Here is a 25,497-nt window from a genome sequence, read left to right as displayed (position 1 = left end):
TAAAAATTTTAATTATTTTCTTTAGCTAAAGGGGAAACGATTCGGTCGAAACCATTTAAATCTAATTTTCCAATCCATTTTAAGTAAGCGACCATAGCGTTTGCATCCGCTTCGTTCATATGATAAGCCACCATTTTTCGTCCGTTTGGTGCCCAAGGAATTGGCGACATCAAAACTGCTTTGATATATCCTTCGCCGCGACGATCCACCACTTTTGTCAACTCGGGAGCATAATACCCTCCCTCACCCATAATGGTATGACAGCCCATACAATTGTTGGTCTCCCAAATTTCTTTTCCTCTCACTACATCTTTGGTAATCTTGCTGTAGTTTGTTTGATCATTCCTTGGCATGAACGAATAAATGGTCAATCCTATAAAGATTAAAAAGGTGACCAATGTTCCTCCTAAAAAAAATGCTCTTGCCTGTGATTTTGAAAGCATAAGTATTTCGTTTTTGTTAGTTAATAAATTTACTCTAATTCAAATAAAGGATAAAAATGTCTTTTATTTGTTTATTGCAAATTAAAGTCATTAAATAAACCTAAAACATGATAAAAATCATCTTTTGATTATTTTTTAAATTGTAAAATTATAATCCATTAAAAAAGAGTTTTAAAAAACACATCTGTCTGACAACTATTAAATTACAAATAAATTAAATTTAAAAATTTAATTAAGGATAAATTTGTCTTTTATTGAAAATAATGATTATTTTTGCTTAAATAAATTTTAATCGAAAACAGATATTATGGAAACTTTAGAGAAAATAACAATCGGAGAATACGTTGCAAAAGATTTTAGAACAGCAGCAATTTTTTCAAAATACGGAATAGATTTTTGCTGCAAAGGCAATCGAACAATCGAGGAAGCCTGCGAAAAAAAGGATATTGATATGGATCAATTAATGGACCAGATCAACACGGTTTTGGCAACCAAAAATGACAGTGCCATTGATTTCAAAACATGGCCTTTGGACTTATTGGCCGATTATATTGAGAAAACGCATCACCGTTATGTACAAGAAAAAACGCAAATTTTACTTCCTTTTTTAGATAAACTGTGCAAAGTACATGGCGCAAATCATCCTGAATTATTCGAAATCAATGAGCTCTTTATTGGTTGTGCAGGTGAATTAGCGCAACACATGAAAAAAGAAGAACTGATTTTGTTTCCTTTTATCAAAAAAATGGCAAAAGCGGCGCTTACAGAAGAACACATTGCGAAACCACAATTTGGAACCGTAAAAAATCCGATTGCCATGATGATGGAGGAACATGAAGCCGAAGGAGATCGTTTTGTTAAAATAGCAGCACTGACCAATAATTATACACCACCGGCAGATGGTTGCAGTACGTTCCGAGTGACTTATGCCATGCTAGCTGATTTTGAGCAGGATTTACACAAACACATTCATTTGGAAAATAACATTTTGTTTCCAAGTGCGATGCTTTTAGAAAAAAAATTCTCCGAACAAGAATAAAACATTGCAATAACCTAACCTTAAATCATCACATGCTATGGAAAAATATGTTATCAAAAGAAACGGCGAATACAAACCTTTTGAGAGTTTTAAAATAAAAGACGCGATTGAAAAAAGCTTTCAGAGTGTTTCCATAGCATTTGATGAAATTCTTTTTGAAAAAATTATTCAGGATTTACAATCCAAAGAAACCTGGGCCGTTGAGGAAATTCAGGATTTAATCGAGAAAAATCTTTTTGAAAAACAGTATTTCGAAGTTATGCGTTCCTTTATGTTGTTTAGACATACGCGCAAATTGCAACGCGAACATGTAAATGGTTTAAACGAAGACACCACTTATGTTGACAGCACGCAAACCATCGAAGAATACATAGAACAAACGGATTGGCGCATCAATGCAAATGCCAATACCAGCTACTCTAATGCGGGATTGGTCAACAATGTTGCCGGAAAAATCATTGCTAATTATTGGCTCGACAAAGTATATACAAAAGAGGAAGGATATGCGCATCGCAATGGCGATATCCATATCCATGATTTGGATTGTTTGACCGGATATTGCGCCGGTTGGAGCCTGCGGGTGCTGCTCAACGATGGTTTTAATGGCGTTCGCGGACGCGTGGAAAGCAAAGCGCCTTCGCATTTCAGAGAAGCTTTGGGACAAATGGCGAATTTCCTTGGGATTTTGCAAAGCGAATGGGCCGGAGCGCAAGCCTTCAGTTCGTTTGATACCTATTTGGCGCCTTATGTTTTCAAAGATGATTTATCTTTTGAGGATGTCTTGAAAGCCGTTCGCAGTTTTGTTTACAATTTGAATGTTCCAGCGCGTTGGGGACAATCACCTTTCACAAATATCACTCTCGACTGGGTTGTTCCCGATGATTTGAAAACCCAAATTCCGACGAAAAATGACTATCATTTTTTCGAAAATAATTTTGATTACGATCTCTTATTGCGGGCCAGAGAAAGAGGCGTTACAAAAGTAACCGAATTGCGTTACGAACATTTTCAAAAGGAAATGAACCTCATCAACAAAGCGTATTACACCGTAATGACCGAAGGCGATGCCAACGGACAGCCGTTCACCTTCCCTATTCCAACGGTAAACATCACCGAAGAATTTGATTGGGATGGAGAAAATACCGATTTACTTTTTGAAAACACAGCCAAAATCGGTTCTTCTTATTTCCAAAATTTCATTGGAAGTCAATATGTTTTGGATGAAAACGGCAATAAAGTAGAAAATGAAAACGCGTATAAACCCAATGCAGTTCGCAGCATGTGCTGTCGTTTACAATTGGATTTAAGAGAACTGTTAAAACGTGGAAACGGACTTTTTGGAAGTGCAGAAATGACAGGAAGCATTGGCGTAGTAACCATTAATATGGCGCGTTTGGGCTATTTATTCAAAGGAAATAAAGCAGAATTATTCAAACAATTAGATCGCTTATTATATATTTCTAAATCTACCTTAGAGAAAAAAAGAGTGTTTATCCAAGAAATGTACGACCGTGGTTTGTATCCGTATACCAAACGGTATCTGCAGCATTTCAGAAATCACTTTTCGACTATTGGTGTAAACGGAATGAACGAAATGATTGCAAATTTTACCGGAAATCAAGACGCCATAACCTCTTCAACAGGAATCGAATTTGCTGCTGAAATCTTGGAGCATATTCGGAATCGAATGAAAGAATTCCAAGAAGAAACCGGGAATTTATACAATCTGGAAGCCACACCAGCCGAAGGTACTACCTACCGTTTTGCCAAAGAAGACAAAAAACGTTTCCCAAACATTTTGCAAGCCGGACAGGGCGACAATATTTATTACACGAACAGTTCCCAGATTCCGGTGGATCACACCGAAGACCCTTTTGAAGCGTTGTTTTTGCAAGACGAATTGCAATGTAAATACACCGGAGGGACGGTTTTACACTTGTATATGAGTGAAAAAATCAGTTCTCCGGAAGCCTGCAAACAGTTTGTAAAGAAAGTAATATCCAATTTCAAATTGCCTTACATCACCGTTACACCAGTGTTTAGCGTGTGTCCAGTTCATGGTTATTTGAATGGTGAACACGAATATTGCCCGAAATGTGATGATGCTTTGGTTGAAGAAAAAAAGGTAGCCCGCAAGGATTTAATATAAAGACATATCATTATTTATAATCTCGCAAAGACGCGAAGACGCAAAGAAAACGGTTTTAAACTTTGCGCCTTTGCACCTTTGCGAGAAAACCTTTTTGCAGAACGTAATTTAAACTTTAAACCTTTTAAAAATATGAAAACAACCAACCCGATTTTAGAACAAAACCAACATTTGAGAACCAAATGTTTAGTGTACACAAGAGTAATGGGCTATCACAGACCCGTAGAAAGTTTTAATATTGGAAAAAAAGGAGAACACAAACAGCGAACTCATTTCAATGAAGGAAAATGTTAGCAATCCCATTTACAGCATAACGCCTTTCACTTTATTAGATTATGCGCATAAATCGGCTTGCATTCTTTGGTTTGCAGGCTGTAATATGCGTTGTTTGTATTGCTACAATCCTGAAATTGTGCTTGGAAAAGGAACAATTTCATTCGAAAAAGCGCTTACTTTTCTTCGTTCCAGAAAAAATTTATTGGACGCAGTGGTTTTTAGCGGAGGTGAATGCCTGTTGCATAAAAACAGTATTCAACTCATAACTGAAGTCAAAAAAATGGGCTTTTTAGTAAAAATTGACACTAATGGTTCTCGACCTGATATTTTGCAGAAATTACTTGAAAATCAATTAATCGATTATGTGGCGCTGGATTTTAAAGCCATGCCTGTACATTTTGAAAAGATAACGCAGTCCAATCTTTTTCTGTCTTTTGAAAAATCGTTGCATTTATTATTAGAAAGTGGGCTTCCGTTTGAAGTTCGCACCACGGTACATTCAGATTTGATAAATAAGAACCACATGAAAGCCATGATACGATATTTAGAACAGCAAAACTATCAGGGAAATTATTACATACAGCATTTTGTAAATGGAGCGAATACGTTAGAAAAATTGGGCTATTCTGTTAGGGAATTGGAAAAGGAAAATCTTTCTACCGGACGCATTAAAGTACATTTTAGAGGTTGATTCTAAAGTAAAGTTGCTGACAAAAGCGTATCTTTAAAAACAAATAAAATTTTACATGAACCATCATTTTTTGTTAATTATCCATCTTTTAAGTGCCACAGTTTGGGTTGGCGGCCATTTGTTGCTGGTCTTTGGTCATTTGCCACAAGCCCTTAAAGAGAAAGACCCGAGCATCATTTTAAATTACGAAAAAAAGTATGAGCCTGTAGGAATGACGGCCTTGGTTTTACTGGTAATTACCGGAATTTTAATGGCGTACAAATATGGCGTTACCATCGAGTATTGGTTCCAGTTTGCCACTCCTATTGAGAAAGTGGTTTCTACAAAATTACTTTTATTGTTTTTGACGGCAGCCTTCGCCTTGAGCGCACAGTTTAGGGTAATTCCCAAACTTAAAAATAATCCAGACAAATTGCCTGAAATGGCTTTTCACATACTATCCGTAACGACAATTGGTGTATTGATGCTCATTTTTGGCTCTTACATCCGTTTTGGCGGGTTTTAAATTTATACATTATGATATCAAATAAACCATTAAAAAGAGCTCCGGAATTACAACCTTTAAGCCACGATCATCATCATGGTTTGCAATTGTGTTGGAAAATACGAACGGGTTTTTCAAAGCAAATTGAACCCCATCGCATCAAAAAATATTCGGACTGGTTTTACAAAACGCATTTAAAACCGCATTTCGAATTGGAAGAAAAATACGTCTTTCCCATTTTAGGTGCAGAAAATGACCTTGTAAAAAGATCGTTGACGGAACATCGTCGTTTGAAACGTTTATTCAAGCAAACTACCAATATAGAAAAGTCTTTAGTACTCATCGAAGAAGAATTGGAATCACACATTCGTTTTGAGGAACGCATTTTATTTGTTGAAATACAAAAAATAGCTAACCAAGACCAATTGGCTAAAATTAAAGAAATTCATATTGAAGAATCTTTTAGAGAGAATAACGATGATCCTTTTTGGATTTAAAAAAATAGCCAACCCAAAGAATAAAGGATAGCAGTTATTTCTCTAAATTTGTAAAAAAACAACTATGTTTTCTAAAACCTGTGAATACGGAATTCGGGCCACCATTTTTATAGCATCCGAATCCTATCAAAATAATAGAGTTGGACTTAGAGATATTGCAAAAAAAATAGATTCTCCCGAGGCTTTTACGGCCAAAATTTTACAGATATTATCCAAAGCTAATATCATCCATTCCATTAAAGGAGTTGGTGGCGGATTTGAAATTCCAAAAGAAACTATGAGCCAAATAAAACTATCCCAAATTGTTACGGCATTAGATGGAGATCGCGTTTTTACCGGTTGCGGTCTGGGATTAAGTTACTGCTCCGAAGATCACCCTTGCCCGGTTCACGATAAATTCAAGTCCATCAGAAATGAATTGGCTTTCATGCTCGAAAACACCAATCTGGAAGAATTAGCAATGGGAATAAAATCAGGCGATACTTTCTTGAGGTATTAATCAATAGTAATCTTATATTTACAAAAACTATTTTGTGAGGCAAAGTCTACCTAAAGTGGGTAGATTGGAGCCATTTTATGGCACCTATAGACAAGTTATGCGCAAAACCAAAAATAATACCAAAGTCATCAATTAAAACATATGAAAAAGATTATTCAGATTATAGGATTTTGCCTTCTATTTTTTAACTTAACTGCTTTTAGTCAATCAGTTAGAATGGAAAAAGATTCTCTTTGGACAATAGACGAAATTTCTAATATGTCTGTTTATCTATATCAAAAAGTCACAGATACATCAGGAATAGGTGGAACTGGAACAATAATTAATCACAATAAACGATATTTTCTTTTGACCGCAAATCATGTAGCAAAGGAAATGAAATTAAATTCTCAAATTGTTTTTCGCATAACTGGTGATAAACCTATAATTTTAAATCTTTCCTTATTTACTCCTAATCATAAAATTGATTGGATTAATCACAACGAAGCAGATTTATCTATTATTGAACTTTTACCTTTTAATAATGATGTTCAAAAACGATTTGATGAATCATCATTTTCATCAAAGTTTATATACAAGGGACAAGATACTCTACCGAGAGATAATGATGTGACATTTTTTGGTTATCCATTACTTGATTTAGATCTTAAACATTTTTCATCGCTTAGTTTTACTGCATATCTTGCGAGTGGATTAATTACCAATAAAAGATATGATACTAAATCAAAATGCACTTTTTATTATTTAGATCAACCGAGTATGCAAGGAGCAAGTGGTGGTGGCGTATTTTGTTCAGTCAAAAAAGCAATGTATATGGGTTCTGGTAGGACTTTATTAATTGGAGTTGTTCACGGAACAGCTGGAGATAATACTGGTGGAAAATTAGCTGCAATTACACCATCATTTTACATTTGGGATTTATTAAATAAATTAAATTAAACTGCACACAACAGCTACAATTGATTTGGAAAATTGGCTTAATTTAAGTTGGTCTTGAACCTGAATTAAACTCTTTACAGACACATAAAAAAAAAACCTCTCCACCTTTCGAAAAACGAATGTGAAGAGGGTTTATTTTTAAACCTAAATATGCTTTATACCAATTCCAGTTCCGGAATTTTAATGCCAAACAATTCTTCTTTATAAAAGTGCAACAGATATTGTGTACTTTGATTCTTGTTTTCAGCTGAATCCGATGAAGAGAATAACGATTGATAATACGCGATTCCTTCCGCCAAATTGTTCTTGAACAAGTTCCATTTTTTTATTTGCGGAGCCGTAATTTCGGTAGAAACCGTTGCAATTTCGTTCTTCAAATAATCCAGATACATTTTCAATTCTTTGACAAACATATTCGGACGATTTTGAACAGTCAACACCGAAGTGTTTCCATAAATGTGCTGCACCATTTCAGAAAGTGAAACTTCATGGTCAAAATAAGCCATATTAGGCCCAGGACAAATGACAACACCTTGCGCCTGACCTTTAATCTTAATGCCATTTTCCAGATAAGAAGCATTGGCTAAGCCAACACAGAGACAAGATTTTTCGGTGATTTTGTTTTTTGCGTTTTCGAACATTTCAGCCGTCAAAGTATCTTTCTTGCTGTCCAATTCCTCTAATTTTAAATCTTGGAATTTTTTGGAAGCAGAACAAATTCCTTTTACTCCGTATTCTTTGCTTAACGCCAAAAACTTTTTCGGACAAGAACTTCCCGCATTATTATCGTGAATACGTTTTTGTTTCAAGTGCTCGTTGGTTGTTCCTCTCAAGGTATTAAAAGGAATTCCCAAAGGAGAAATATGACTCAGGTATAAATCTTCTTCTCTGGCTTTTGCCAATAATTTACGCGTGGCTTCATCTACAGAAGTGGCTTCGGGAACTAATAAAAATGGAGATCCCCAACCTACAGAATCCACATCATAATAATCTAATAAAAAGTCATGTTCTTCGGCTGTACCTACTCCGCCCTGAACCGTTATTTTTAATTCCAATGGATTTTCAGGAACGTGTAATCCTTTTTGCACTAAAGCTTTCACCATTAAATCGTGCGCAGACTGAATCAATTGTTCTTTTTTCTGTTTGAATTCTTCCAAAATAGGACCTAACAAATAGCCATCAGTGGCAAAAGCGTGTCCGCCACAGTTTAATCCGGATTCAATTCGGTATTCAGAAACCCAAAGTCCTTTTTTGGCCAAGAAGTTCCCTTGTATCATTGCCGAACGGAAATCGCTCACTTTAAGAATTATCTTCTTATTTAAAGTATTGTTGCTGTCTGGAAAAAAGACCTCGAAATTTTCGAAATAACTGTACAATCTTGGATTCATTCCAGCCGAAAGTACCACCGATGAAGTTAAGTTGCTATTAGCAAAACCACGAAGTGAAGCATGAGCATCATTAAAAGCTACCGGTAATTGTTCGTCTTTAATGAAATTGTCCTTATCGATTTTGGTCATAATATTTACATCAATCGCACCCGCACTCAGGTTATTTTCAAGATAATTTTTGATGTTTTCTTTAAAGGCAATTCCGTCATCCATTAGATTCTGAAGTCCTTTTTTTATCTCCGACTTGTTGGGCAACATGGCGATATAATTCTCTAATGCTAATTTACTTTCAGCCAGTTCATTCTTAAAACTTTCGAATTTATCTTTTACGATTTTGTCTACCAAATTTAGATACGACGTAATCCGCTCTGCTCGATAATCGTGCATTTTTTGAGAAATCTCCTGGTATGGAAGGCTGAATTTTTCGCTGTAAAAAGCATTCATTTTTTCTATCAGATCATCATCTATTATCGAAATTACGGAGGATATCCCATATTTTGCCACTCGAATAGGACTGTCTATGGTGTAAGCAAGTCCCATCACGGGAATATGAAAAGTATGTAACGGTTTAGTTGTTGTCATCATTATATATTTATTAAACAGGCAACAAATATCGCAAAATGGAATAGTTTAAAAGCTGATAAATATCATATCCAGTAGCCCGGTATTAAGGTACTTTTATAGATTTTAAAGCAACTTAAAATCAGAAAAATAAGAAATCCTTTCTGTAAGCATATAAATAGTAGAATCAGAAACATTAAAAAGTATGAATAGTCTCAAAAAACGAATATTGGCATTAAAAAAAGAGAAAAATGCGGTTATTTTAGCCCATTATTATCAGGAAGCCGCAATTCAGGATGTAGCAGATTATGTGGGAGATAGTTTAGGATTGTCAATAGAAGCCATGAAAACGGATGCGGATATTATTCTTTTTGCCGGTGTCCATTTTATGGCCGAAACCGCAAAAATTTTAAACCCAGCTAAAAAAGTAATTCTGCCCGATTTGAAAGCAGGATGCTCTCTTGCCGAATCCTGTCCTCCTGATTTGTTTCAGAAATTTATTGACCAGCATCCCGATCATATTGTCATTACCTACGTAAATTGTTCTGCCGAGATTAAAGCGTTAAGCGATATTGTTTGCACGTCATCTAATGCGGTAAAAATCGTAGAATCTGTACTAAAAGACAGGCCAATTATTTTTGCTCCAGATAAGAATTTAGGAAAATATATCATCAGCAAAACAGGGCGTGACATGTTACTTTGGGATGGTTCCTGTGTGGTGCATGAAGCCTTTTCTTTGGATAAATTAATAGAAGTCCACAAACTTCATCCCGATGCTAAAATCATTGCGCATCCCGAATCTGAAACGCATATTCTGGAAACCGCCAGTTATATTGGTTCGACAGCAGGAATGATTGATTATGTAAAAACAAACCCAAACAACAAGTTTATTGTCGCTACCGAAGCTGGAATTCTTCACAAAATGCAACAGGAAGTTCCTCATAAAATTCTGATTCCGGCACCAGCCCAAGAAGATAACACTTGTGCTTGCAGTGAATGTGGTTATATGAAAATGAATACTTTACAAAAAGTATATGACTGTTTGCTTAATGAAACCCCCGAAATTATTGTTCCGGAATACATTAGAGAAAAAGCATTACTTCCTATTGAACGAATGCTAGAATTATCCAAATAATGATCACAACAAACTATTTAGTCATTGGTTCAGGAGTTGCCGGATTGACTTTTGCAATAAAAATTGCAGACCGTTTTCCCGACAAAAAAGTGACTATTGTAACGAAGTCAAATGCCGATGAATCCAACACTAAATATGCGCAAGGCGGCATTGCCATTGTTACAGATGAAACCGAGGATTCGTATCAAAAACACATTGAAGACACCCTAATCTGCGGTGATGGATTGTGCGATGTTGAAGTCGTTAAAATGGTCGTTACCGAAGGCCCAAAACGATTGAAAGAACTCATAGCATGGGGCGCCAAATTTGATAAAACCGCCAAAGGAAATTTTGATTTAGGCAAAGAAGGCGGGCATTCCCAAAACAGGGTTGTACACCATAAAGACCAAACCGGCCATGAGATTGAACGTGCTATTTTAGACCAAGTGCATCAAAAAGAAAATATTACGGTTTTAGACCATCATTTTGCACTGGATCTGATTACAGAAGACAATCAGTGTCTGGGAGCTTTTGTTTTAAATCAAAAAACGAATGAAATTATCACCTTCCAATCTGACTTTACGTTGCTTGCCACTGGTGGAATTGGGCATCTTTATGGACACACCACCAATCCGATAATTGCGACAGGCGATGGAATTGCGATGGCTTTTCGTGCGAATGCGACCATTAAAGACATGGAATTTATTCAATTTCACCCTACCGCATTGTATGATAATTCCACCGGATCAAAGTTTTTAATTTCGGAGGCAGTTAGAGGTTTTGGAGCATATTTACGCACTAAAAACGGTAACCGATTTATGCTTGATTATGATAACAGAGCGGAATTGGCTTCCCGGGATATTGTTTCCCAAAGTATCGATTTGGAACTTAAAAAATCAGGTGACAAATGCGTTTATTTAGATTGCACACATTTGGATTTAGAGGCTTTTATAAAACATTTTCCTATGATTTATAAGCGATGCAAAAGCATTGGGGTTGATATTACAAAAGATTGGATTCCCGTGGTTCCTGCCCAACATTATCTCTGTGGCGGAATTGTGGTTGACAAAAACGGAAAAACGGCAATCGATAATTTATTTGCCTGTGGAGAATGTTCCCGAACGGGTTTGCATGGCGCGAACCGGCTAGCGTCAAACTCTTTGCTGGAAGCTTTAGTGTACTCGGACAAAATTTATAATTATTTGACAGATACAACTTTAAAAAAAAAGGGCTCAGACCCTATTCTTTCCGATTGGATATTAGTCGAAAAGCTTGAAATTAGTTACGATTATATTGCTAAGATCAAAGCGCAATTACAACTTGTAATGCGTCAAAATGCCGGAATTGTACGTTATGACAGTGATTTGTTAAAAACACAAGAAAAATTGATACAATGGCAAGACGAATTGAAAACAGTCCTTAAAAATTCTCTAATCAGTACAGAACTGTACGAATTGTACAACATGATTACTATTGCAAATCTAACCGTTCAACAATCTATAAAAAGAAATGAGAATAAAGGAAATTTTAAGAAAAAAATTCATTAAAAATACCATATTACTAAAAAAACAAATTAAAAATTACTAATTACACTTTTTTATGATTTAAATCATATTGAAAATTATTGTATATTTATAGGATCATTGGTCTATTTTAAATTTATTTATAGTTCAAAATAAAAAAAATTATTCAAAAAAACCATGCAAATAGACATAGATTTACTTTTCTCGTGGGGTGCAGTAGCCAAAAAATACAAAAAAAACGAAATCATTTTTGATGAGGATGAAGTGGCTCATTTTTATTACCAAATTATTGAAGGAAGCGTGAGAATGTTTAATTCCAATGATGAAGGAAAAGAGTTTACACAAGGTCTTTTTTGTAAAGGAAACAGTTTTGGAGAACCTCCATTGTTTATTGAAGAGCCTTATCCATCAAAAGCTATTACGATCCAGGACAGTACAATCATAAAGTTATCAAAAGACAAATTCTTGAAAATTCTTGACGAATATCCGTCCATTCAAAAATCCTTTTTGATTTTATTGGCAAACAAAATCCACTCTAAATCAAACACTTCAAAAGAGATTATAAATCAAAAACCCGAGTTTAGAATTGTCGCTTTTTTGAATACCCACAAGAAAAAATCCGAATGCTGTAACGAAAAAGTATTGATTCCTTACACGCGTCAGGAAATCGCGAATTTCACCGGTTTGAGAGTAGAAACAGTCATTCGCGTTTTATGCAAGATGAACACTTGCGATAAACTAGAGATTGTCAATCATAAAATATATTATTAAAATGAAATTAAATATAAAGTTTTGGCTAAAATTATCCTTGTTGAATCTATGTATTGTTGCCACATTAGGCCTTTTGATGCGTTATAAAATTGGTTTCGAATTTCCGTATTTAGACCAAAAACACCTTCAACATTCCCATTCTCATTTTGCTTTTTCTGGCTGGGTCAGTCACACTTTGATGACTTTGATGGTCTATTACCTTCAAAACAAAACAGTTGATTTTCAAGTAGAAAAATACCGAAAAATAATTATCGCCAACTTGATTATTTCTTATATAATGTTGATCTCTTTTATTATTGAAGGCTATGGACTTATTTCTATAATAGCTTCTACAGCTTCTATTTTAATTTCTTATGTTTTTGGCTATTATTACATTAAAGATTTAAGAAAAATTGACAGCGATTTATTATCGATAAACTGGTTTAAAGCAGCTATTGTATTTAACATTATCTCCTCATTCGGCACGTTTTATTTGGCATATATGATGGCAATTAAGGATATTGTTCAAGATTATTATTTATCATCTATCTATTATTTCCTGCATTTTCAATACAATGGCTGGTTTTTCTTTGGGTGCATGGGTCTAATTTTTGGTTTTTTAAACTTAAAAAAATCAGAGCATTCCTTTTATGAGACGTCCTATAAACTCTTTGCATTTTCCTGCATTCCGGCTTATTTTTTATCGACGCTTTGGTTACATTTACCAGTTTTGTTATATGTAATCACTGTTATTGCTGCAATAATTCAGGTTTTTGCATGGTTTAAACTTCTTTCTATTTTAATACCGGCGAAAAAGGAGTTTTTGAAAAACTTCTCCCCATTATTGCGCTACATTTTGCTCATTGCAACTGTAGCGTTGAGTATAAAATTATTGCTTCAACTGGGCTCTACCGTTCCGGTCATAAGTGATTTGGCTTTTGGTTTCAGGCCCATTGTAATTGCTTACCTGCACTTAGTTCTATTAGCCGTTATCAGCTTATTTCTATTATTCTACATTTATGCGAACCACCTGATATTTATCAGCAAAAGAATAAAAATTGGATTGCTCGTGTTTTCTATTGGCGTTTTATTAAACGAGTTAGTTCTGGCCGTTCAAGGTGTTGCATCGTTTAGTTACACCATTATTCCTTATGTAAATGAGCTTCTTTTTGCGGTAGCAATCATTTTGCTTTTCGGAATAGGATTCACTGCCTATTTTTCTGTAAAAAAAGTTAAAAACAACCCTCCTTTATGATTGAACTCATAAAATAAAGCGTTGATAATAAAGTGCTTTGTTATACAAAACTTAAGTAACCTTATTATGAAAAAATCTATTCAATTATTATTAGTTGTTAGTTTCTTAACCGCTTTTAGCTGTAAACAAAACAGTGAAACAACGGCTCCAACTACCACAGAAGAGGCACCTTCACAAAGTGCTGGACAATCCGCTGTAAAGGATGAATCATCAAGTCCAAACATCGTTCAAACCGCTTCCGTAAGCAAAGATCACACTACGCTTGTAACGGCAGTAAAGGCAGCCGGTTTAGTTGACGTTTTAAGCAATGCAGGTCCATTTACCGTTTTTGCTCCAACAAATGCAGCTTTTGAAAAACTTCCAAAGGGAACAGTTGAAGGATTATTAAAACCCGAAAAAAAAGATGATTTAAAAAATATATTGGAATACCACACTTATGTAGGTGCACTAAAAACAGAATACATGCAAGACGGCCAAGAGTTTGAACAAGTGAACGGCGGTAAAGTAAAAATCACAAAAAAAGGAGACAAAGTGTATGTAAATGGCTCCGAAATCGTAGCCTCAATCCCAACATCAAATGGAATTATTCATGTAATAAATGATGTATTACTTCCTAAATAAAATCATTAATTCTTCTTACTAATTTGAAAAAAGCGTGAACTACAGCAGTTCACGCTTTTTTTTATAAAGTATTTTTAACCTAATGTTTTATACATCATAGCAGTTGCAATATTTGCTGCTCTTTGTTTAATTTCTTCTGCTTTTTCCCCTAAAAATAATTCATTAACCGTTTCATCAAACAAGGCATTCCAATGCTGAAAATGAGCTTTGGTCATTGCACTTTTCTGGTGTAATTCCTTGTGTTTAGCCATAGGATTCCCGACAAAATCACCGGTAGAAAACATAATATTTTCCCAGAAATCATACATTCTAGGCAAATGTTTTTCCCAATTCACATGAGCTACTTCTGTAAAAAAATAACCAATTTTGGTATCGGTTTTTATTTTATCATAAAAGGCATTTATGAGTTTCTCAATGTCGGATCTGTTCTTTATATCTGTTTTCATTTGGAAATTTTATCCTTTAAACAATAGACACAAACTGTCTTCGATAGCTTCAACGGAATGAAGAACTGCTACCGGAATATCTTTTTCATCATATAAAAAGAGTTCTTCTTGTTGATTTTGCTCTTTATAGATCACATTTCCTTTTATCACTAATAATTTAGCGGGAACATCTGTTTTATGTTTTTTGAGTATCATTCCTTTTTTGAAAGCAATAACCATCACTTTGCTGCAAGAGGTGTTCTGCACAACCTGCGCTACCGGATTTACGGCCTTTTCTAGTTTTTGAAGAATTTCTTTAAACATTATAAATCTTTGTTTTTAAATTTTATTAATGAAATAAAAAACGGAACAACTACCCAGGAACACAATAGCAGAAATGAAATCAACAATCCCAATGAAGTGCCGAAAGAATCCTTGAAAATAGCTCCTGTATACCCCATCATTGCTGATGCGTCAAGCTGTAATAGAATTTGAATTCGCGCTAAATCAATTGGACTTAGCGCCGTAACGGCAACCATTGCTTTTTCTATAGGATAATCCGAAAATTGGAACAATAAAAACAATACAATTCCATCAAAAAGCAAAGCAAAATACAACCAGCTCATTATGGCAATCCCAATTCCTTTTGATTTATCTCTTGTAAGGATAGAACTCAAGAAAGCCAATGCCACGAAAACCAAAGAAATCAAACATCCTACAACCAGCATCATTATCCCAACGGAATCTGGTGCATAAACTAATAGCGGTATTCCAGCACCAATAAAAAAGGCCAAAACCATTGACAAAGACAATCCCAGAAACAAACTCAACCATATCTTTTTTCGCTTTACAGGCTGGCTCAACAGAAGCTCTATAAACTCGGAACTATTGTATAAATAGATTGTCGCAAAAAGGATGGAAACTAAAGGAACTGTAAATAAAACTATATTCAAAATGGTAAGCAATCCTTTGGCAGAATTATCTTCTAAACCAAATGAACTCCATGAAAGTATGCCTAAAATTATAGTGTAAGCCAATACAATTTTGTTTTTTAAAATATCTAAAAAAATAATTCTAATAATTCTATTCATTGCTTTGGTTTTTTAGAATTTTTGCAATTGCTTTCGATATTTTTTGTTCCTTAGTCGATTCCAGTAAATCAGCAATCGTTTTATGAAAATACACTTTTCCGTCCTGCATGAAAATAATCTGCGTAATCATATCGTCTAATTCGCTTAAAAGATGGGAGGTAATCAAAATGAGTTTTCCCTTTTCTTTCTCTTTAATAATTTTATCTTTCAATATTTCGGAAGCCAAAGGATCTAAACCCGCCGTTGGTTCATCTAAAATCAACACTTCAGGATCAAATAAAAAAGCCAATGTAGCACTCACTTTTTGGGTCGTTCCTCCGGAAAGTGTCCGCATTTGTTTGTCGAATATTTTTTCGAGATCAAACGCTTTCAATAAATCTTCGTCCAAAGTCTGATTTGAATTTCGGATTTTTTTAATCATTTCGATAATTTGACCAATAGTCATATAATCCGGATAACGCCCTATTTGTGGCATATACCCAATTTGTTCCCGATACAGATACTCCTTTAGAATAGACTTTTGATTGAATAAAACATCGCCTTTAGTAGGTATGACCATTCCTAAAATACTTTTTATCAACGTCGTTTTTCCACAACCATTAGGTCCAATTAGTGCGATGCATTCTCCTTTTTTGAAAGTAAGATTCACATCGCTCAAGACTTCTAATTTTCCGAACTTTTTGTTTAAATTTTTTATTTCAATCATAAAGCTAAAGAATGCATTAAAGGCGAATTATCAATGAAATTATCGGGTGTGATGCTGGGCAAAATTTTTTCTGATTTATCTAAAAGTGTGATCATGAAACTTCGAAAAAGCAACATGGCCGAAGGATTATTTTCGGTTAGCACGGCAAATAAACTCAGGGGATGAAATGGGACATCGCCCACTCCATTTTTGTCTAAATCATAGCCCTCATATTTATCCCAATAATTATTGTTGAATGTATTGAGCACCAAACTTCCATTGGTACTGATATCAAAAGTATTTCCTAAAAAATTATTATTTTTTATTACATTATCGGAGCAACTCGCCAGGATTTTCATACCCCAACCATTGGCTTCAAAAACATTTTTTTCCACTTGAATTCGGTTGGTTCCTTCCATGTGAATTCCTGAAGTATTTTTGCTGAATTTGTTTCCAATAATATAACTATCTGAGATTTCTTTAAGGAATAATCCGTAAGCTGCATCGCCCCAGTTTTCTTCAAAAAAGTTATTGAACATCTTCACATTTTTGGTAAACATTACGGCTACACCAGCACCGTTATTCTTAAAAATATTAGTAATATAAGCATCGTCATTAGAAAACATGAAATGCAATCCGTAGCGAATATTTCTGGTTGAAATGTTCCTCCATATTATCGAATTAGTTACAAATTCAAAATAAATCCCATCCCGATGTCCCGAAATAGTGTTTCCAATAATTTGAAGGCTGTCACTTTTCCAACAATGGATTCCATTTCCTAACTGTTGTTCTTCTGTTCCGTAAGCAACAAGTCTATTATTTTTAATGATACAGTGGCTTCCGTTTTGAATATAAATTCCAAAGAAATTATCATCCAGAACATTGTTTTGAATCACAACATTATTCCTGTTATATACTTTTATCCCGCAAGGATCTTCGAGTGTCGCATAACCCGATTTTATTACTTTAAAACCATCAATAACGACACTATCCGCTTTAATAGAAAGTACTTCATATTTTTTTTGACCATCTAAAACAGGTAAACCTTGACCTAGAAATACAATTCTTTTATTGATGATTATATTTCCTTCCTTATACAATCCTTTATAAACCAAAACCGTATCTCCAGCTTTGGCTAAAGAAATGGCTTTTTTAATTGATTTTATAGGTTTATTGGGCCCCACTTCAATCACATTGGCATGAAGCAAAGAAGAAAACAACAAACAGATATAGAGTACTATTTTCATTATTTCTTATCGAAAATTATATTAATAATAATGCATTTACTTTTTCAAAATAGCATCCCAGGTAATGAATTCGGCGTTTAATTTAGATCCAAATTCCTTAGCATCTTTCTCTGATGAAAAAGCAACAACTCCTCCTCTCATTGGAGTTGTTATTGTCCTTCCTGAAATGAAATGAGCAGTTGGAGCGGGAATTAAAACATTATCCTGAGTAAAATCATGAACATAATAAGCACGAATTTTTATGTTTGAATTCTCTTTACAATAATTCATCATACACATAATATCGTCAAATTTATAGGTTCTTCCTTTTTCGGTTACAACTTCTGCACCATATTTACCATCAGCAATGCTCATTTTACAAAAATCGCAATTATCTACATTTAATTTTATGGGAACCGCGTTAGTATTATTCGAACAAGACAAAAAGGACAAAGACAATAAGAATAATAGAACTGTTGCTGTTTTAGGTTTTCTAAATTTTTGCAAAAGATTGGATTCTTTAACAACAATAATAAACAACAATAATCCAGAACCAATCAACAGCCATCCGCCAACATCAGGAATAGAATAAGCCCCAAAATTAAGTAGCTGCTTGTATCCTATTAATGGTGGCTGGTAGGACATTCCGGGCACTTGTATCGCCGCATTCGGGTCTAAATTATGTCCGTATTCATAATTCCATCTGTAAAAATCGACAGCTGCTAATACTCCAAAAAGAACAAGAGAAACAAATAAAACATAAAGTACTTTTTTCTTTGCAATAATTGCTGTTGCCAAAGCAAATACAGCAAAAAAAACAAATATATAGGGTAACACAGTGAACTCAACAAAATCTTCTTTATGCAGGGTTTTCATTCCTATATAATGGTTTAATCCATTGATAATATCAACATCTCCTGCAATTTTATCAGCATGTAATTTAAGCACCAATCCTTCTGGATATTGTGGTGCGGATAACTCAATTCGCCACATTGGAACAAAAATAGAAGATACTAATAGTACCATCACTAACAAAAGCACGCCTTTTGAAAGTGTTGAAATTTTTAAATTGTTCATGTTTGTTGATTTAAAAAAGGGAACATAGTTATTATGTTCCCTTTTTATTTAAAATTAATAATTACTTGGTGGCAGGCAAGTTCGTTCCCAGACTAAAAGTTAGCGGAACATTGCTTCCTGCAGGAGATACTCTCACATATCCTGACATTTCCTGGTGCAATGCACTACAAAAATCAGTACAATAAAAAGGAGAAATTCCTACTTTTTTAGGTATCCATTTCAAGGTGGTAGTTTCACCTGGCATAATCAAAAGTTCAGCATTATCAGCGCCTTTTATAGCAAAACCATGCGGAACATCCCAATCTTGCTCTAAATTGGTAACGTGAAAATAAACCTCGTCACCCAACCTAATTCCTTCAATATTATCAGGTGCAAAGTGAGAACGAATGGAAGTCATGTACACATCTACTCGATTCCCTTGTCTAACCACTTTTGACTCTTTCTCTCCTTTGGTTACAAAAGGATTATTATTTTCTTCAATTTTGTAAAATTTCAATTGTCCATTATTCCTGATTAAATCAGCTGGCGCTGCCTGAGCGTAATGAGGTTCTCCAATAGTTGGATAATCCAATAACAATTTCATTTTATCACCGCTAATATCAAATAACTGTGCGCTTTGAGCTAATTCTGGTCCGGTGGGTAAATAACGGTCTTTGGTAATTTTATTGTAAACAATCATGTATTTACCAAACGGTTTTCTGCTGTCTCCGCCAGGAATACAAAGGTGGCCTGGAGAATAATAGGTTGGCGCACGGTCTAAAACCTTCAATGTTTTGATATCCCATTTCACCACTTCTGAAGAAACGAAGAAAGTAGTGTACGCATTTCCACGTCCATCAAATTCAGTATGCAATGGCCCTAAACCTGGTTTTTTAACTTCACCATGTAAAGCAGCTTCGTATTTAATAACTGGAATACCCTCGTATTCGCCATCAAATTGTTTAGCAGCAATCGCTTTTTGTATTTTATCAAAACTAAATACTGGAATTAAAGCAGCTAATTTTCCACTACCTACAATGTACTCTCCTGTAGGATCAACATCACAACCATGAGGAGATTTAGGACATGGAATCATGTAGCAAATGTCTTTCAACTCTTTAGAATCAAGCACTAAAACTGATGTTCTAATTTCTGATTTTGCAGTATGCGTTTTTTCATCCCAAGTATTGTGGGCATATTTCGCAGCTACTTTTTTACCTTTACCTGCTTTGATATACTCTTCGGCTTTTTTCCAGTTTACGGCCATGATAAAATCTTTATCTTTTTGTGAAGCATTAACTTCCAAAAGCGTATTGGCTTGCTCTGTATTGTAACAAGAGAAGAAAAACCAACCATGAGATTTACCTTTTCCGGCATGACTCAAATCAAAGTTTACCCCTGGAGCCTCAATTTGAAAGGCAATATCCATTTCTCCTTTTGCGCCTACTTTTACAAAACTCAAATAAGCTTTGAAATTTTTCTTGTAAGTATTAATAGGAACATCTCCATTGGCATTATCGGGAGGAACGCTGAAACGAGTTCCTGCCACAACATATTCTGTGTTTTCCGTAATAAAGGGAGAGGAGTGATTTCCTGCACTGTTTGGCAACTCTATAATCTCTGCCGTCTTGAACGTTTTTAAATCGACACGTGCGATTCTGGGAGTATTATTGGCATTGGCAAAAATCCAACGACCATCAACTTCTCCCTTGGTTTGTGATAATTCCAAATGGTGTTGATCATCCCAAGGCACAAATCCATTTGAAGTATTCAACATCGGTTTTGTTTCCTCACTGTATCCATAGCCGCTTTGAGGGTCTACGGAAAATATAGGAATGACTCTCAATAAACGAGCACTTGGCAATGCATAAACACTCATTTGACCACTAAACCCTCCGGAAACAAAATTATAAAACTCATCATATTTTCCAGGAGCAACATATACTTTTTGCGCCGCATCGCCACTTACGGCATCACTGGAATCTTTTGGCTTGCAAGAACTAAAAAATGCGCTTACTAAAATAATTGCAAAAGTTGCTTTTACTAATTTATTTTTACTCATAGTTTCTATTGCTTTTTTTGTGTTCGTGAATCTTTGATTTCATATTACTATTATATAATTAAAATTATTGGCTGAAAAAACTATTTTACACCATCATTTTTACGCATAAACTCGAGTAAGCTTCTGGCATCTTTATCAGCAAGGGCTTGATTTGGCATACGAACTAAACAAATTTCTAGCTGAGCCTGAAGTTTAGGATCTTTATCAATCATTGGGTCAGGATTGGTGATGAAATTCATAATCCATTCTGGTTTATGACGAGAAGTAACGCCTTTCCAACCTGGTCCAACTAATTTTTCATCTGTCATCTTGTGACATGAAGAACATTTAACGGATTGGATTTTTTCTCCTTCAGCAGCCATAGCCACGTCTAGTTTGTCACCTAAATCAACCGTAGAAAATTTGCCAAGACCTCTATTTGGGTCATAAGTGGCAGCATCCGGAGCCGCTTCAGCAGCTGCTGGCATTCCTTCATCAGATGAAGTCGTCGTTGTCGCATTCTCCTCGGATTTGGTTTTTTTATCGCCACATGAAGTTAGCATTACAAATGCAACTAGAAAAAAAGATAATTTGTACATAAGATTAGTTTTAAAATTTCTTTAACAAATTTCCACTTATATTAACGTACTGATTATGACTTCAATCATACTTATATACGTTTCTTTTTTTCAAAAAACGAAATGACAAACTTTTGTTAACAGTTAAACCTTAGTCAGCTATTTGCATCTTATAACTATAACTTAAAAACAATAAAAATGAAAAAATTAATAATTGTCGCATTATTGGTTGTTGGAATGACAAGCTTCGCTCAAGACAAAAAAGAAATGGGAAGACAGCATCGAGATGAAATGGAAAAATTCACTCCAGAGCAACGAAATCAATTAATGTTAAAAAAAATGACATTAGAATTAGATTTGAATGCGTCGCAGCAAAAAGAAATGAGTAAAATCATTGCTGAAAAAAGTGCTAAAAGAGAGGCAATAATGAAAGAAATGAAAGCAAACAAAGATTCTAATACAAAACCTACTTCAGATGAAATGTTTGCTCGAAAAAACAAAATGCTCGATGAGCAAATTGCTATGAAAGAAAGAATGAAAAAAATTCTTAATCCAGAACAATTTAAAAAATGGGAAGACATGAAAGGTAAAAGACATCACGGAATGAAAAACAGAATGATGCACCATAATGACGGAAAACCAGCAAATATGGATGACAAAAAATAATCCATTCACTTGAAATACTTCATCTTATTTCATAAAAAAAGACCCAAATTTGACTATTGTCTGAACAAAAAAAATAGACAAAGTGTTTAAACACGAATTTCACTAATTTCCGCGAATTAATTGGTGGAAATTAGTGAAATTCGTGTTTGTTTTTTTAACCATTACACAAAACCCCGCTTAGTCTGTCTTATCTGTGTTCTTATTTGTACTTGTCTCTAGACAGTAGCCAGATTTTTTTCTTTTTCGTTTAAAATGTTTTAGAAACTTTATCTACCGCCTGAATGGTAAAATCTAGGTCTTCATAGGATAATGCATCCGTTATAAACCAGGTTTCGTAAGCAGATGGCGCAATATAAATTCCCTCCTGCAATAATCCGTGGAAGAATTTTTTGAAAGTTTCATTGTCACCTTTTGCCGCCGATTGAAAATCAACTACAGGTGCAGCATCAAAATGAACCGAAACCATAGAACCTATTCTATTGATAGTAAAAATCACATTATTAGCTTTTAATACTTTTTCCATTCCGGCCGCCAGATAAGCTGTTTTTTCTTCTAATCTTTGAAAAATAGCACGGTCCCTATCTAAGGCTTGTAACATTGCCAATCCTGCCGCCATTGCCAAAGGATTTCCTGACAAAGTTCCTGCTTGATAAACCGGACCTAATGGAGCCAGATAATTCATAATTTCTTCACGGGCAGCAAAAGCTCCCACTGGCAAGCCTCCTCCTATTACTTTTCCGAAGCAAACAATATCAGCATTGATATTAAATAATTCCTGAACACCTCCAGCAGCAAGTCTGAAACCGGTCATTACCTCATCAAAAATAAATAGAATTCCGTTGTCAGTACACAGTTGACGCAGTCCTTCCAAGAAGCCTTTATTTGGCGGAATACAACCCATATTTCCTGCAACAGGTTCTACGATAATTGCCGCGATTTCGTTTTTATTGGCTTCAATTAATGCGGCTACATTTTCAAGATCATTGTATTTTGCCAACAAAGTATCTTTTGCAGTACCAGCCGTAACGCCAGGGCTGTTTGGTGATCCAAAAGTAATTGCACCACTTCCCGCCTGAATCAGGAAAGAATCAGAATGACCGTGATAGCAACCTGCAAATTTTATTATTTTATCTTTTTTAGTAAATCCGCGAGCCAGTCTTACGGCGCTCATGCAAGCTTCAGTTCCTGAATTTACGAATCTTATCTTATCAATATTTGGAACCATCGATACGGCTAAAGCAGCAATTTGTGTTTCTAATTCGGTGGGCATCCCAAATGAAGTTCCTAATTTAGCTTTTTCAATTACGGCTTGCACCACCGGTTCATAAGCATGTCCTAAAATCATTGGCCCCCATGAATTGATATAATCGATTAAACGATTTCCATCTTCATCATATAAGTAAGCACCTTTGGCACTTTTGACAAAAATAGGGGTTCCACCAACTGCTTTAAAGGCTCTTACGGGCGAATTTACTCCTCCTGGAATTACTTTTTCTGCTTCAGCAAAAAGCTGACTACTTCTTGTATATAACATTTTAAAATTTGGATTTTATATTTGATTTCTTTTGAAGAATGAATTGATAAATTTAACAAATAACTACAGTTAAATTTTCAACTGTTGCCCTACCGAAAGGGTATTGGCTACCAGATTATTTTTTTCTTTTAGCTCATTAATTCCTAAATTGAATTTTTTGGAAATAGAATATAACGTATCTCCTTTTTGAACTTGGTAAAAAGATACTTCACGAGTTGTATTTTTTATCGTCTCCATAGGAATTTTTCCGGTCAATTGCTTTTCTAATACTATATTCTCATTCCCTAAAACCTGATCATCATATTGATTCAAATTATAACGTTCGATGTAAGAAATCAATTTATTTGGATATTTTGGGTCTGTAGCATAACCCGCTGTCCTTAATCCTCTTGCCCATCCTTTGTAATCTCCTTTTGACAAAGCAAATAAATTAGAATATCTTCCTCTGGTAGTTAAAAACAATGCATGATCTTTGAAAGATTCCGAGACATTATCATACTTCCTGAAGCATTCCTGAGCGGAATCATCATCATGTTTTATCGTTTCTCCGGTCCAGTCTTCATGGCATTTTATTCCAAAATGATTATTGGCATTTACCGCTAAATCACCTCTTCCGGCTCCCGATTCCAGAATTCCCTGAGCTAAAACAATACTGGCCGGAATACCATAAGTCCTCATGTTATCCATGGCGACATTCTTAAATTGAGCCACATAATTAACTACAACATCACTACTGACAACTGTTTGTGAAGTTGAAACTATTACTTCCGTTGATTGATTAGGATAGTCTTGTTTAGGTGAATTTGTTACAACCGGTTTTTTCAAAGGTAGTTTTGCAACAACTGGTTTTGTGACAATTGCTTTTGTAACAATTGGCTTTTTAGCAGTACGAACTAATTCCGTTTTTGGCTTTGAAGGTATTTTCTTCGTTGTTATAATAACAGGCTTGGTGGCATTACAGCCAACCAAGGTCAGTATTACTACAATCAGTATATATTTTTTAAACATTGATATCTATTATTGGTAATTGTCTATTCCTTAATTTCATATTCATTCCATGAATTCCTTGTATGCCACCAGTGTGAATAAGTAAAATTTTCGATTTTGGGGGGAAATAGTTCTTGTGTATTAAATCTATAACGCCAAAAACCATCTTTCCAGTATAAATGGGATCCAAAGGAATGCTATTTTCTGCATAAAACTGGTTAATAAATGCGATTAACTCAATATTAACTTTCCCATATCCACCAAAGTGATAATCAGTCACTAAATCCCAATTATTATTTTTTACAATATTACGAATTTCCTCTTTTAAAAAATCCCCTTTTAACGCTGGAAATCCCAAAACTTTTTGATGTGGGAAAATACTGTTTATAATTCCGCAAATAGTCCCGCCTGTTCCCACTGAACAGCCGATATAGTCAAATGCGCGATCTTCCTCAGTCAAAATTTCTTCGCACCCTTTGATTGCCAACTCATTAGTTCCTCCTTCAGGAATATGATAAAAATTGCCGAATTTCTGTTTTAAATCTTCTAAAAATGAAATTTCATTTTTTAAGCGGTAATTTTCCCTGCTAACAAATTCGAATTGCATTCCGCAATTTTCGGCAAATTGCAAGGTTGGATTTTCCGAAATTTTACCTCGTAGTTCGTCACCTCTAATAACACCAATGGTTTTAAATCCTTTCTCCTTTCCAGCAAAAGCTACTGCCGCAATATGATTAGAATAGGCTCCGCCAAAAGTGAGCAGCGTTTCTTGCTGTTCCTGTTTTGCCTGAAGCAAATTATACTTTAACTTTCTAAACTTATTTCCAGAAACAAAGGGATGAAGCAAATCTTCCCGTTTGACATCTACGGTGATTCCGTTTGGAAATTGCATTGTTAACTGTTGATTCAAACCAAAAAAATTTTGGACAAAGGTAAAATTTATAAATAATAAAAGTGCAACCTTAACAGATTGCACTTT

At 34.9% G+C, this 25,497-nt stretch carries 27 protein-coding genes; 14 read left to right on the top strand and 13 right to left on the bottom strand.

Annotation, left to right across the window (positions count from 1 at the left end; all coding sequences use genetic code 11):
* Positions 1 to 8 precede the first annotated feature (8 nt).
* Positions 9 to 443, bottom strand: a complete 435-nt coding sequence (locus ACFX5F_RS02875; RefSeq protein ID WP_379849714.1) for a c-type cytochrome — start codon at positions 441 to 443, stop codon at positions 9 to 11.
* Positions 444 to 750: 307 nt separating this feature from the next.
* Between ACFX5F_RS02875 and ric the strand changes: the two genes are divergently transcribed.
* The 8 genes from ric to ACFX5F_RS02835 all read left to right on the top strand — a co-directional run bounded on the left by ric (position 751) and on the right by ACFX5F_RS02835 (position 7,017).
* Positions 751 to 1,482: an iron-sulfur cluster repair di-iron protein gene (gene ric, locus ACFX5F_RS02870; RefSeq protein ID WP_379849712.1), complete on the top strand. Its 732-nt coding sequence runs from the start codon at positions 751 to 753 to the stop codon at positions 1,480 to 1,482.
* 37 nt (positions 1,483 to 1,519) lie between these two features.
* Complete coding sequence (locus ACFX5F_RS02865) at positions 1,520 to 3,631, top strand: ribonucleoside triphosphate reductase (RefSeq protein ID WP_379849710.1); 2,112 nt, start codon at positions 1,520 to 1,522, stop codon at positions 3,629 to 3,631.
* A 132-nt stretch (positions 3,632 to 3,763) separates the two neighbouring features.
* Complete coding sequence (gene nrdD, locus ACFX5F_RS02860) at positions 3,764 to 3,925, top strand: anaerobic ribonucleoside-triphosphate reductase (protein WP_073203594.1); 162 nt, start codon at positions 3,764 to 3,766, stop codon at positions 3,923 to 3,925.
* Positions 3,909 to 4,598 (top strand): anaerobic ribonucleoside-triphosphate reductase activating protein, encoded by a 690-nt coding sequence (locus ACFX5F_RS02855; protein WP_379849707.1) that lies wholly within the window; start codon positions 3,909 to 3,911, stop codon positions 4,596 to 4,598. Before nrdD ends, ACFX5F_RS02855 begins: the two co-directional genes overlap by 17 nt.
* Positions 4,599 to 4,653: 55 nt before the next feature.
* Positions 4,654 to 5,103, top strand: coding sequence for a CopD family protein (locus ACFX5F_RS02850; protein ID WP_379849705.1), 450 nt, complete (start codon positions 4,654 to 4,656; stop codon positions 5,101 to 5,103).
* Between the two features lie 11 nt (positions 5,104 to 5,114).
* Positions 5,115 to 5,579, top strand: a complete 465-nt coding sequence (locus ACFX5F_RS02845) for a hemerythrin domain-containing protein (RefSeq protein WP_379849703.1) — start codon at positions 5,115 to 5,117, stop codon at positions 5,577 to 5,579.
* Between the two features lie 64 nt (positions 5,580 to 5,643).
* Entirely contained in the window at positions 5,644 to 6,078 is a 435-nt protein-coding gene (locus tag ACFX5F_RS02840; RefSeq protein WP_379849701.1) for an RrF2 family transcriptional regulator, read from the top strand.
* 141 nt (positions 6,079 to 6,219) lie between these two features.
* Entirely contained in the window at positions 6,220 to 7,017 is a 798-nt protein-coding gene (locus tag ACFX5F_RS02835) for a S1 family serine peptidase (RefSeq protein ID WP_379849699.1), read from the top strand.
* 155 nt (positions 7,018 to 7,172) lie between these two features.
* Here the strand turns inward: ACFX5F_RS02835 and ACFX5F_RS02830 are convergent, their stop codons facing one another.
* The gene (locus tag ACFX5F_RS02830) at positions 7,173 to 8,987 is read right to left on the bottom strand and encodes a hypothetical protein (RefSeq protein ID WP_379849787.1); all 1,815 of its coding nucleotides are present in this window, start codon (positions 8,985 to 8,987) and stop codon (positions 7,173 to 7,175) included.
* 184 nt (positions 8,988 to 9,171) lie between these two features.
* On the opposite strand from ACFX5F_RS02830, the gene nadA reads away from it, so the two are divergent.
* The 5 genes from nadA to ACFX5F_RS02805 all read left to right on the top strand — a co-directional run bounded on the left by nadA (position 9,172) and on the right by ACFX5F_RS02805 (position 14,229).
* Positions 9,172 to 10,101 carry a quinolinate synthase NadA gene (gene nadA / locus ACFX5F_RS02825; RefSeq protein WP_379849697.1) on the top strand — a complete coding sequence of 310 codons (930 nt, stop codon included), beginning with the start codon at positions 9,172 to 9,174 and terminating at the stop codon, positions 10,099 to 10,101.
* Positions 10,101 to 11,627 (top strand): L-aspartate oxidase, encoded by a 1,527-nt coding sequence (nadB, locus tag ACFX5F_RS02820; RefSeq protein WP_379849695.1) that lies wholly within the window; start codon positions 10,101 to 10,103, stop codon positions 11,625 to 11,627. Before nadA ends, nadB begins: the two co-directional genes overlap by 1 nt.
* Positions 11,628 to 11,780: 153 nt before the next feature.
* Positions 11,781 to 12,374, top strand: a complete 594-nt coding sequence (locus ACFX5F_RS02815; RefSeq protein WP_379849693.1) for a Crp/Fnr family transcriptional regulator — start codon at positions 11,781 to 11,783, stop codon at positions 12,372 to 12,374.
* Between the two features lies 1 nt (position 12,375).
* Positions 12,376 to 13,608 (top strand): hypothetical protein, encoded by a 1,233-nt coding sequence (locus tag ACFX5F_RS02810; protein WP_379849691.1) that lies wholly within the window; start codon positions 12,376 to 12,378, stop codon positions 13,606 to 13,608.
* Between the two features lie 66 nt (positions 13,609 to 13,674).
* Positions 13,675 to 14,229 (top strand): fasciclin domain-containing protein, encoded by a 555-nt coding sequence (locus ACFX5F_RS02805; RefSeq protein ID WP_379849689.1) that lies wholly within the window; start codon positions 13,675 to 13,677, stop codon positions 14,227 to 14,229.
* Positions 14,230 to 14,303: 74 nt separating this feature from the next.
* Here ACFX5F_RS02805 and ACFX5F_RS02800 read toward each other — a convergent pair whose 3' ends face one another.
* The 8 genes from ACFX5F_RS02800 to ACFX5F_RS02765 all read right to left on the bottom strand — a co-directional run bounded on the left by ACFX5F_RS02800 (position 14,304) and on the right by ACFX5F_RS02765 (position 21,352).
* A complete protein-coding gene (locus ACFX5F_RS02800) occupies positions 14,304 to 14,675 on the bottom strand; it encodes a group III truncated hemoglobin (protein ID WP_379849687.1) in 372 nt (123 codons plus the stop codon).
* A gap of 9 nt (positions 14,676 to 14,684) precedes the next feature.
* Positions 14,685 to 14,978, bottom strand: coding sequence for a cupin domain-containing protein (locus tag ACFX5F_RS02795; RefSeq protein WP_379849685.1), 294 nt, complete (start codon positions 14,976 to 14,978; stop codon positions 14,685 to 14,687).
* The gene (locus ACFX5F_RS02790; protein ID WP_379849683.1) at positions 14,978 to 15,745 is read right to left on the bottom strand and encodes an ABC transporter permease subunit; all 768 of its coding nucleotides are present in this window, start codon (positions 15,743 to 15,745) and stop codon (positions 14,978 to 14,980) included. The genes ACFX5F_RS02795 and ACFX5F_RS02790 overlap by 1 nt, the downstream gene beginning before the upstream one ends.
* Positions 15,738 to 16,451: an ABC transporter ATP-binding protein gene (locus ACFX5F_RS02785; RefSeq protein WP_379849681.1), complete on the bottom strand. Its 714-nt coding sequence runs from the start codon at positions 16,449 to 16,451 to the stop codon at positions 15,738 to 15,740. Before ACFX5F_RS02785 ends, ACFX5F_RS02790 begins: the two co-directional genes overlap by 8 nt.
* A complete protein-coding gene (locus ACFX5F_RS02780) occupies positions 16,448 to 17,677 on the bottom strand; it encodes a nitrous oxide reductase family maturation protein NosD (protein WP_379849679.1) in 1,230 nt (409 codons plus the stop codon). The genes ACFX5F_RS02785 and ACFX5F_RS02780 overlap by 4 nt, the downstream gene beginning before the upstream one ends.
* A gap of 36 nt (positions 17,678 to 17,713) precedes the next feature.
* Positions 17,714 to 18,733: a nitrous oxide reductase accessory protein NosL gene (locus ACFX5F_RS02775; RefSeq protein WP_379849677.1), complete on the bottom strand. Its 1,020-nt coding sequence runs from the start codon at positions 18,731 to 18,733 to the stop codon at positions 17,714 to 17,716.
* A 61-nt stretch (positions 18,734 to 18,794) separates the two neighbouring features.
* Positions 18,795 to 20,774 (bottom strand): Sec-dependent nitrous-oxide reductase, encoded by a 1,980-nt coding sequence (gene nosZ, locus ACFX5F_RS02770; RefSeq protein ID WP_379849675.1) that lies wholly within the window; start codon positions 20,772 to 20,774, stop codon positions 18,795 to 18,797.
* An 80-nt stretch (positions 20,775 to 20,854) separates the two neighbouring features.
* Positions 20,855 to 21,352 carry a c-type cytochrome gene (locus ACFX5F_RS02765; protein WP_379849673.1) on the bottom strand — a complete coding sequence of 166 codons (498 nt, stop codon included), beginning with the start codon at positions 21,350 to 21,352 and terminating at the stop codon, positions 20,855 to 20,857.
* Positions 21,353 to 21,529: 177 nt separating this feature from the next.
* Between ACFX5F_RS02765 and ACFX5F_RS02760 the strand changes: the two genes are divergently transcribed.
* Entirely contained in the window at positions 21,530 to 21,997 is a 468-nt protein-coding gene (locus ACFX5F_RS02760) for a DUF4890 domain-containing protein (protein WP_379849671.1), read from the top strand.
* 247 nt (positions 21,998 to 22,244) lie between these two features.
* Here the strand turns inward: ACFX5F_RS02760 and hemL are convergent, their stop codons facing one another.
* From hemL to ACFX5F_RS02745, 3 genes are all read right to left on the bottom strand, one after another.
* Positions 22,245 to 23,531: a glutamate-1-semialdehyde 2,1-aminomutase gene (gene hemL, locus ACFX5F_RS02755; RefSeq protein ID WP_379849669.1), complete on the bottom strand. Its 1,287-nt coding sequence runs from the start codon at positions 23,529 to 23,531 to the stop codon at positions 22,245 to 22,247.
* A gap of 69 nt (positions 23,532 to 23,600) precedes the next feature.
* On the bottom strand, positions 23,601 to 24,539 hold the full coding sequence (locus ACFX5F_RS02750) for a glucosaminidase domain-containing protein (RefSeq protein WP_379849667.1): 939 nt from the start codon (positions 24,537 to 24,539) through the stop codon (positions 23,601 to 23,603).
* The gene (locus ACFX5F_RS02745; RefSeq protein ID WP_379849785.1) at positions 24,532 to 25,410 is read right to left on the bottom strand and encodes a 1-aminocyclopropane-1-carboxylate deaminase/D-cysteine desulfhydrase; all 879 of its coding nucleotides are present in this window, start codon (positions 25,408 to 25,410) and stop codon (positions 24,532 to 24,534) included. Before ACFX5F_RS02745 ends, ACFX5F_RS02750 begins: the two co-directional genes overlap by 8 nt.
* Positions 25,411 to 25,497: the final 87 nt, after the last annotated feature.

The organism is Flavobacterium zhoui (assembly GCF_042787235.1).
Classification (GTDB): Bacteria; Bacteroidota; Bacteroidia; order Flavobacteriales; family Flavobacteriaceae; genus Flavobacterium; species Flavobacterium zhoui.
This window is presented reverse-complemented; position numbering and strand designations above follow the sequence as displayed.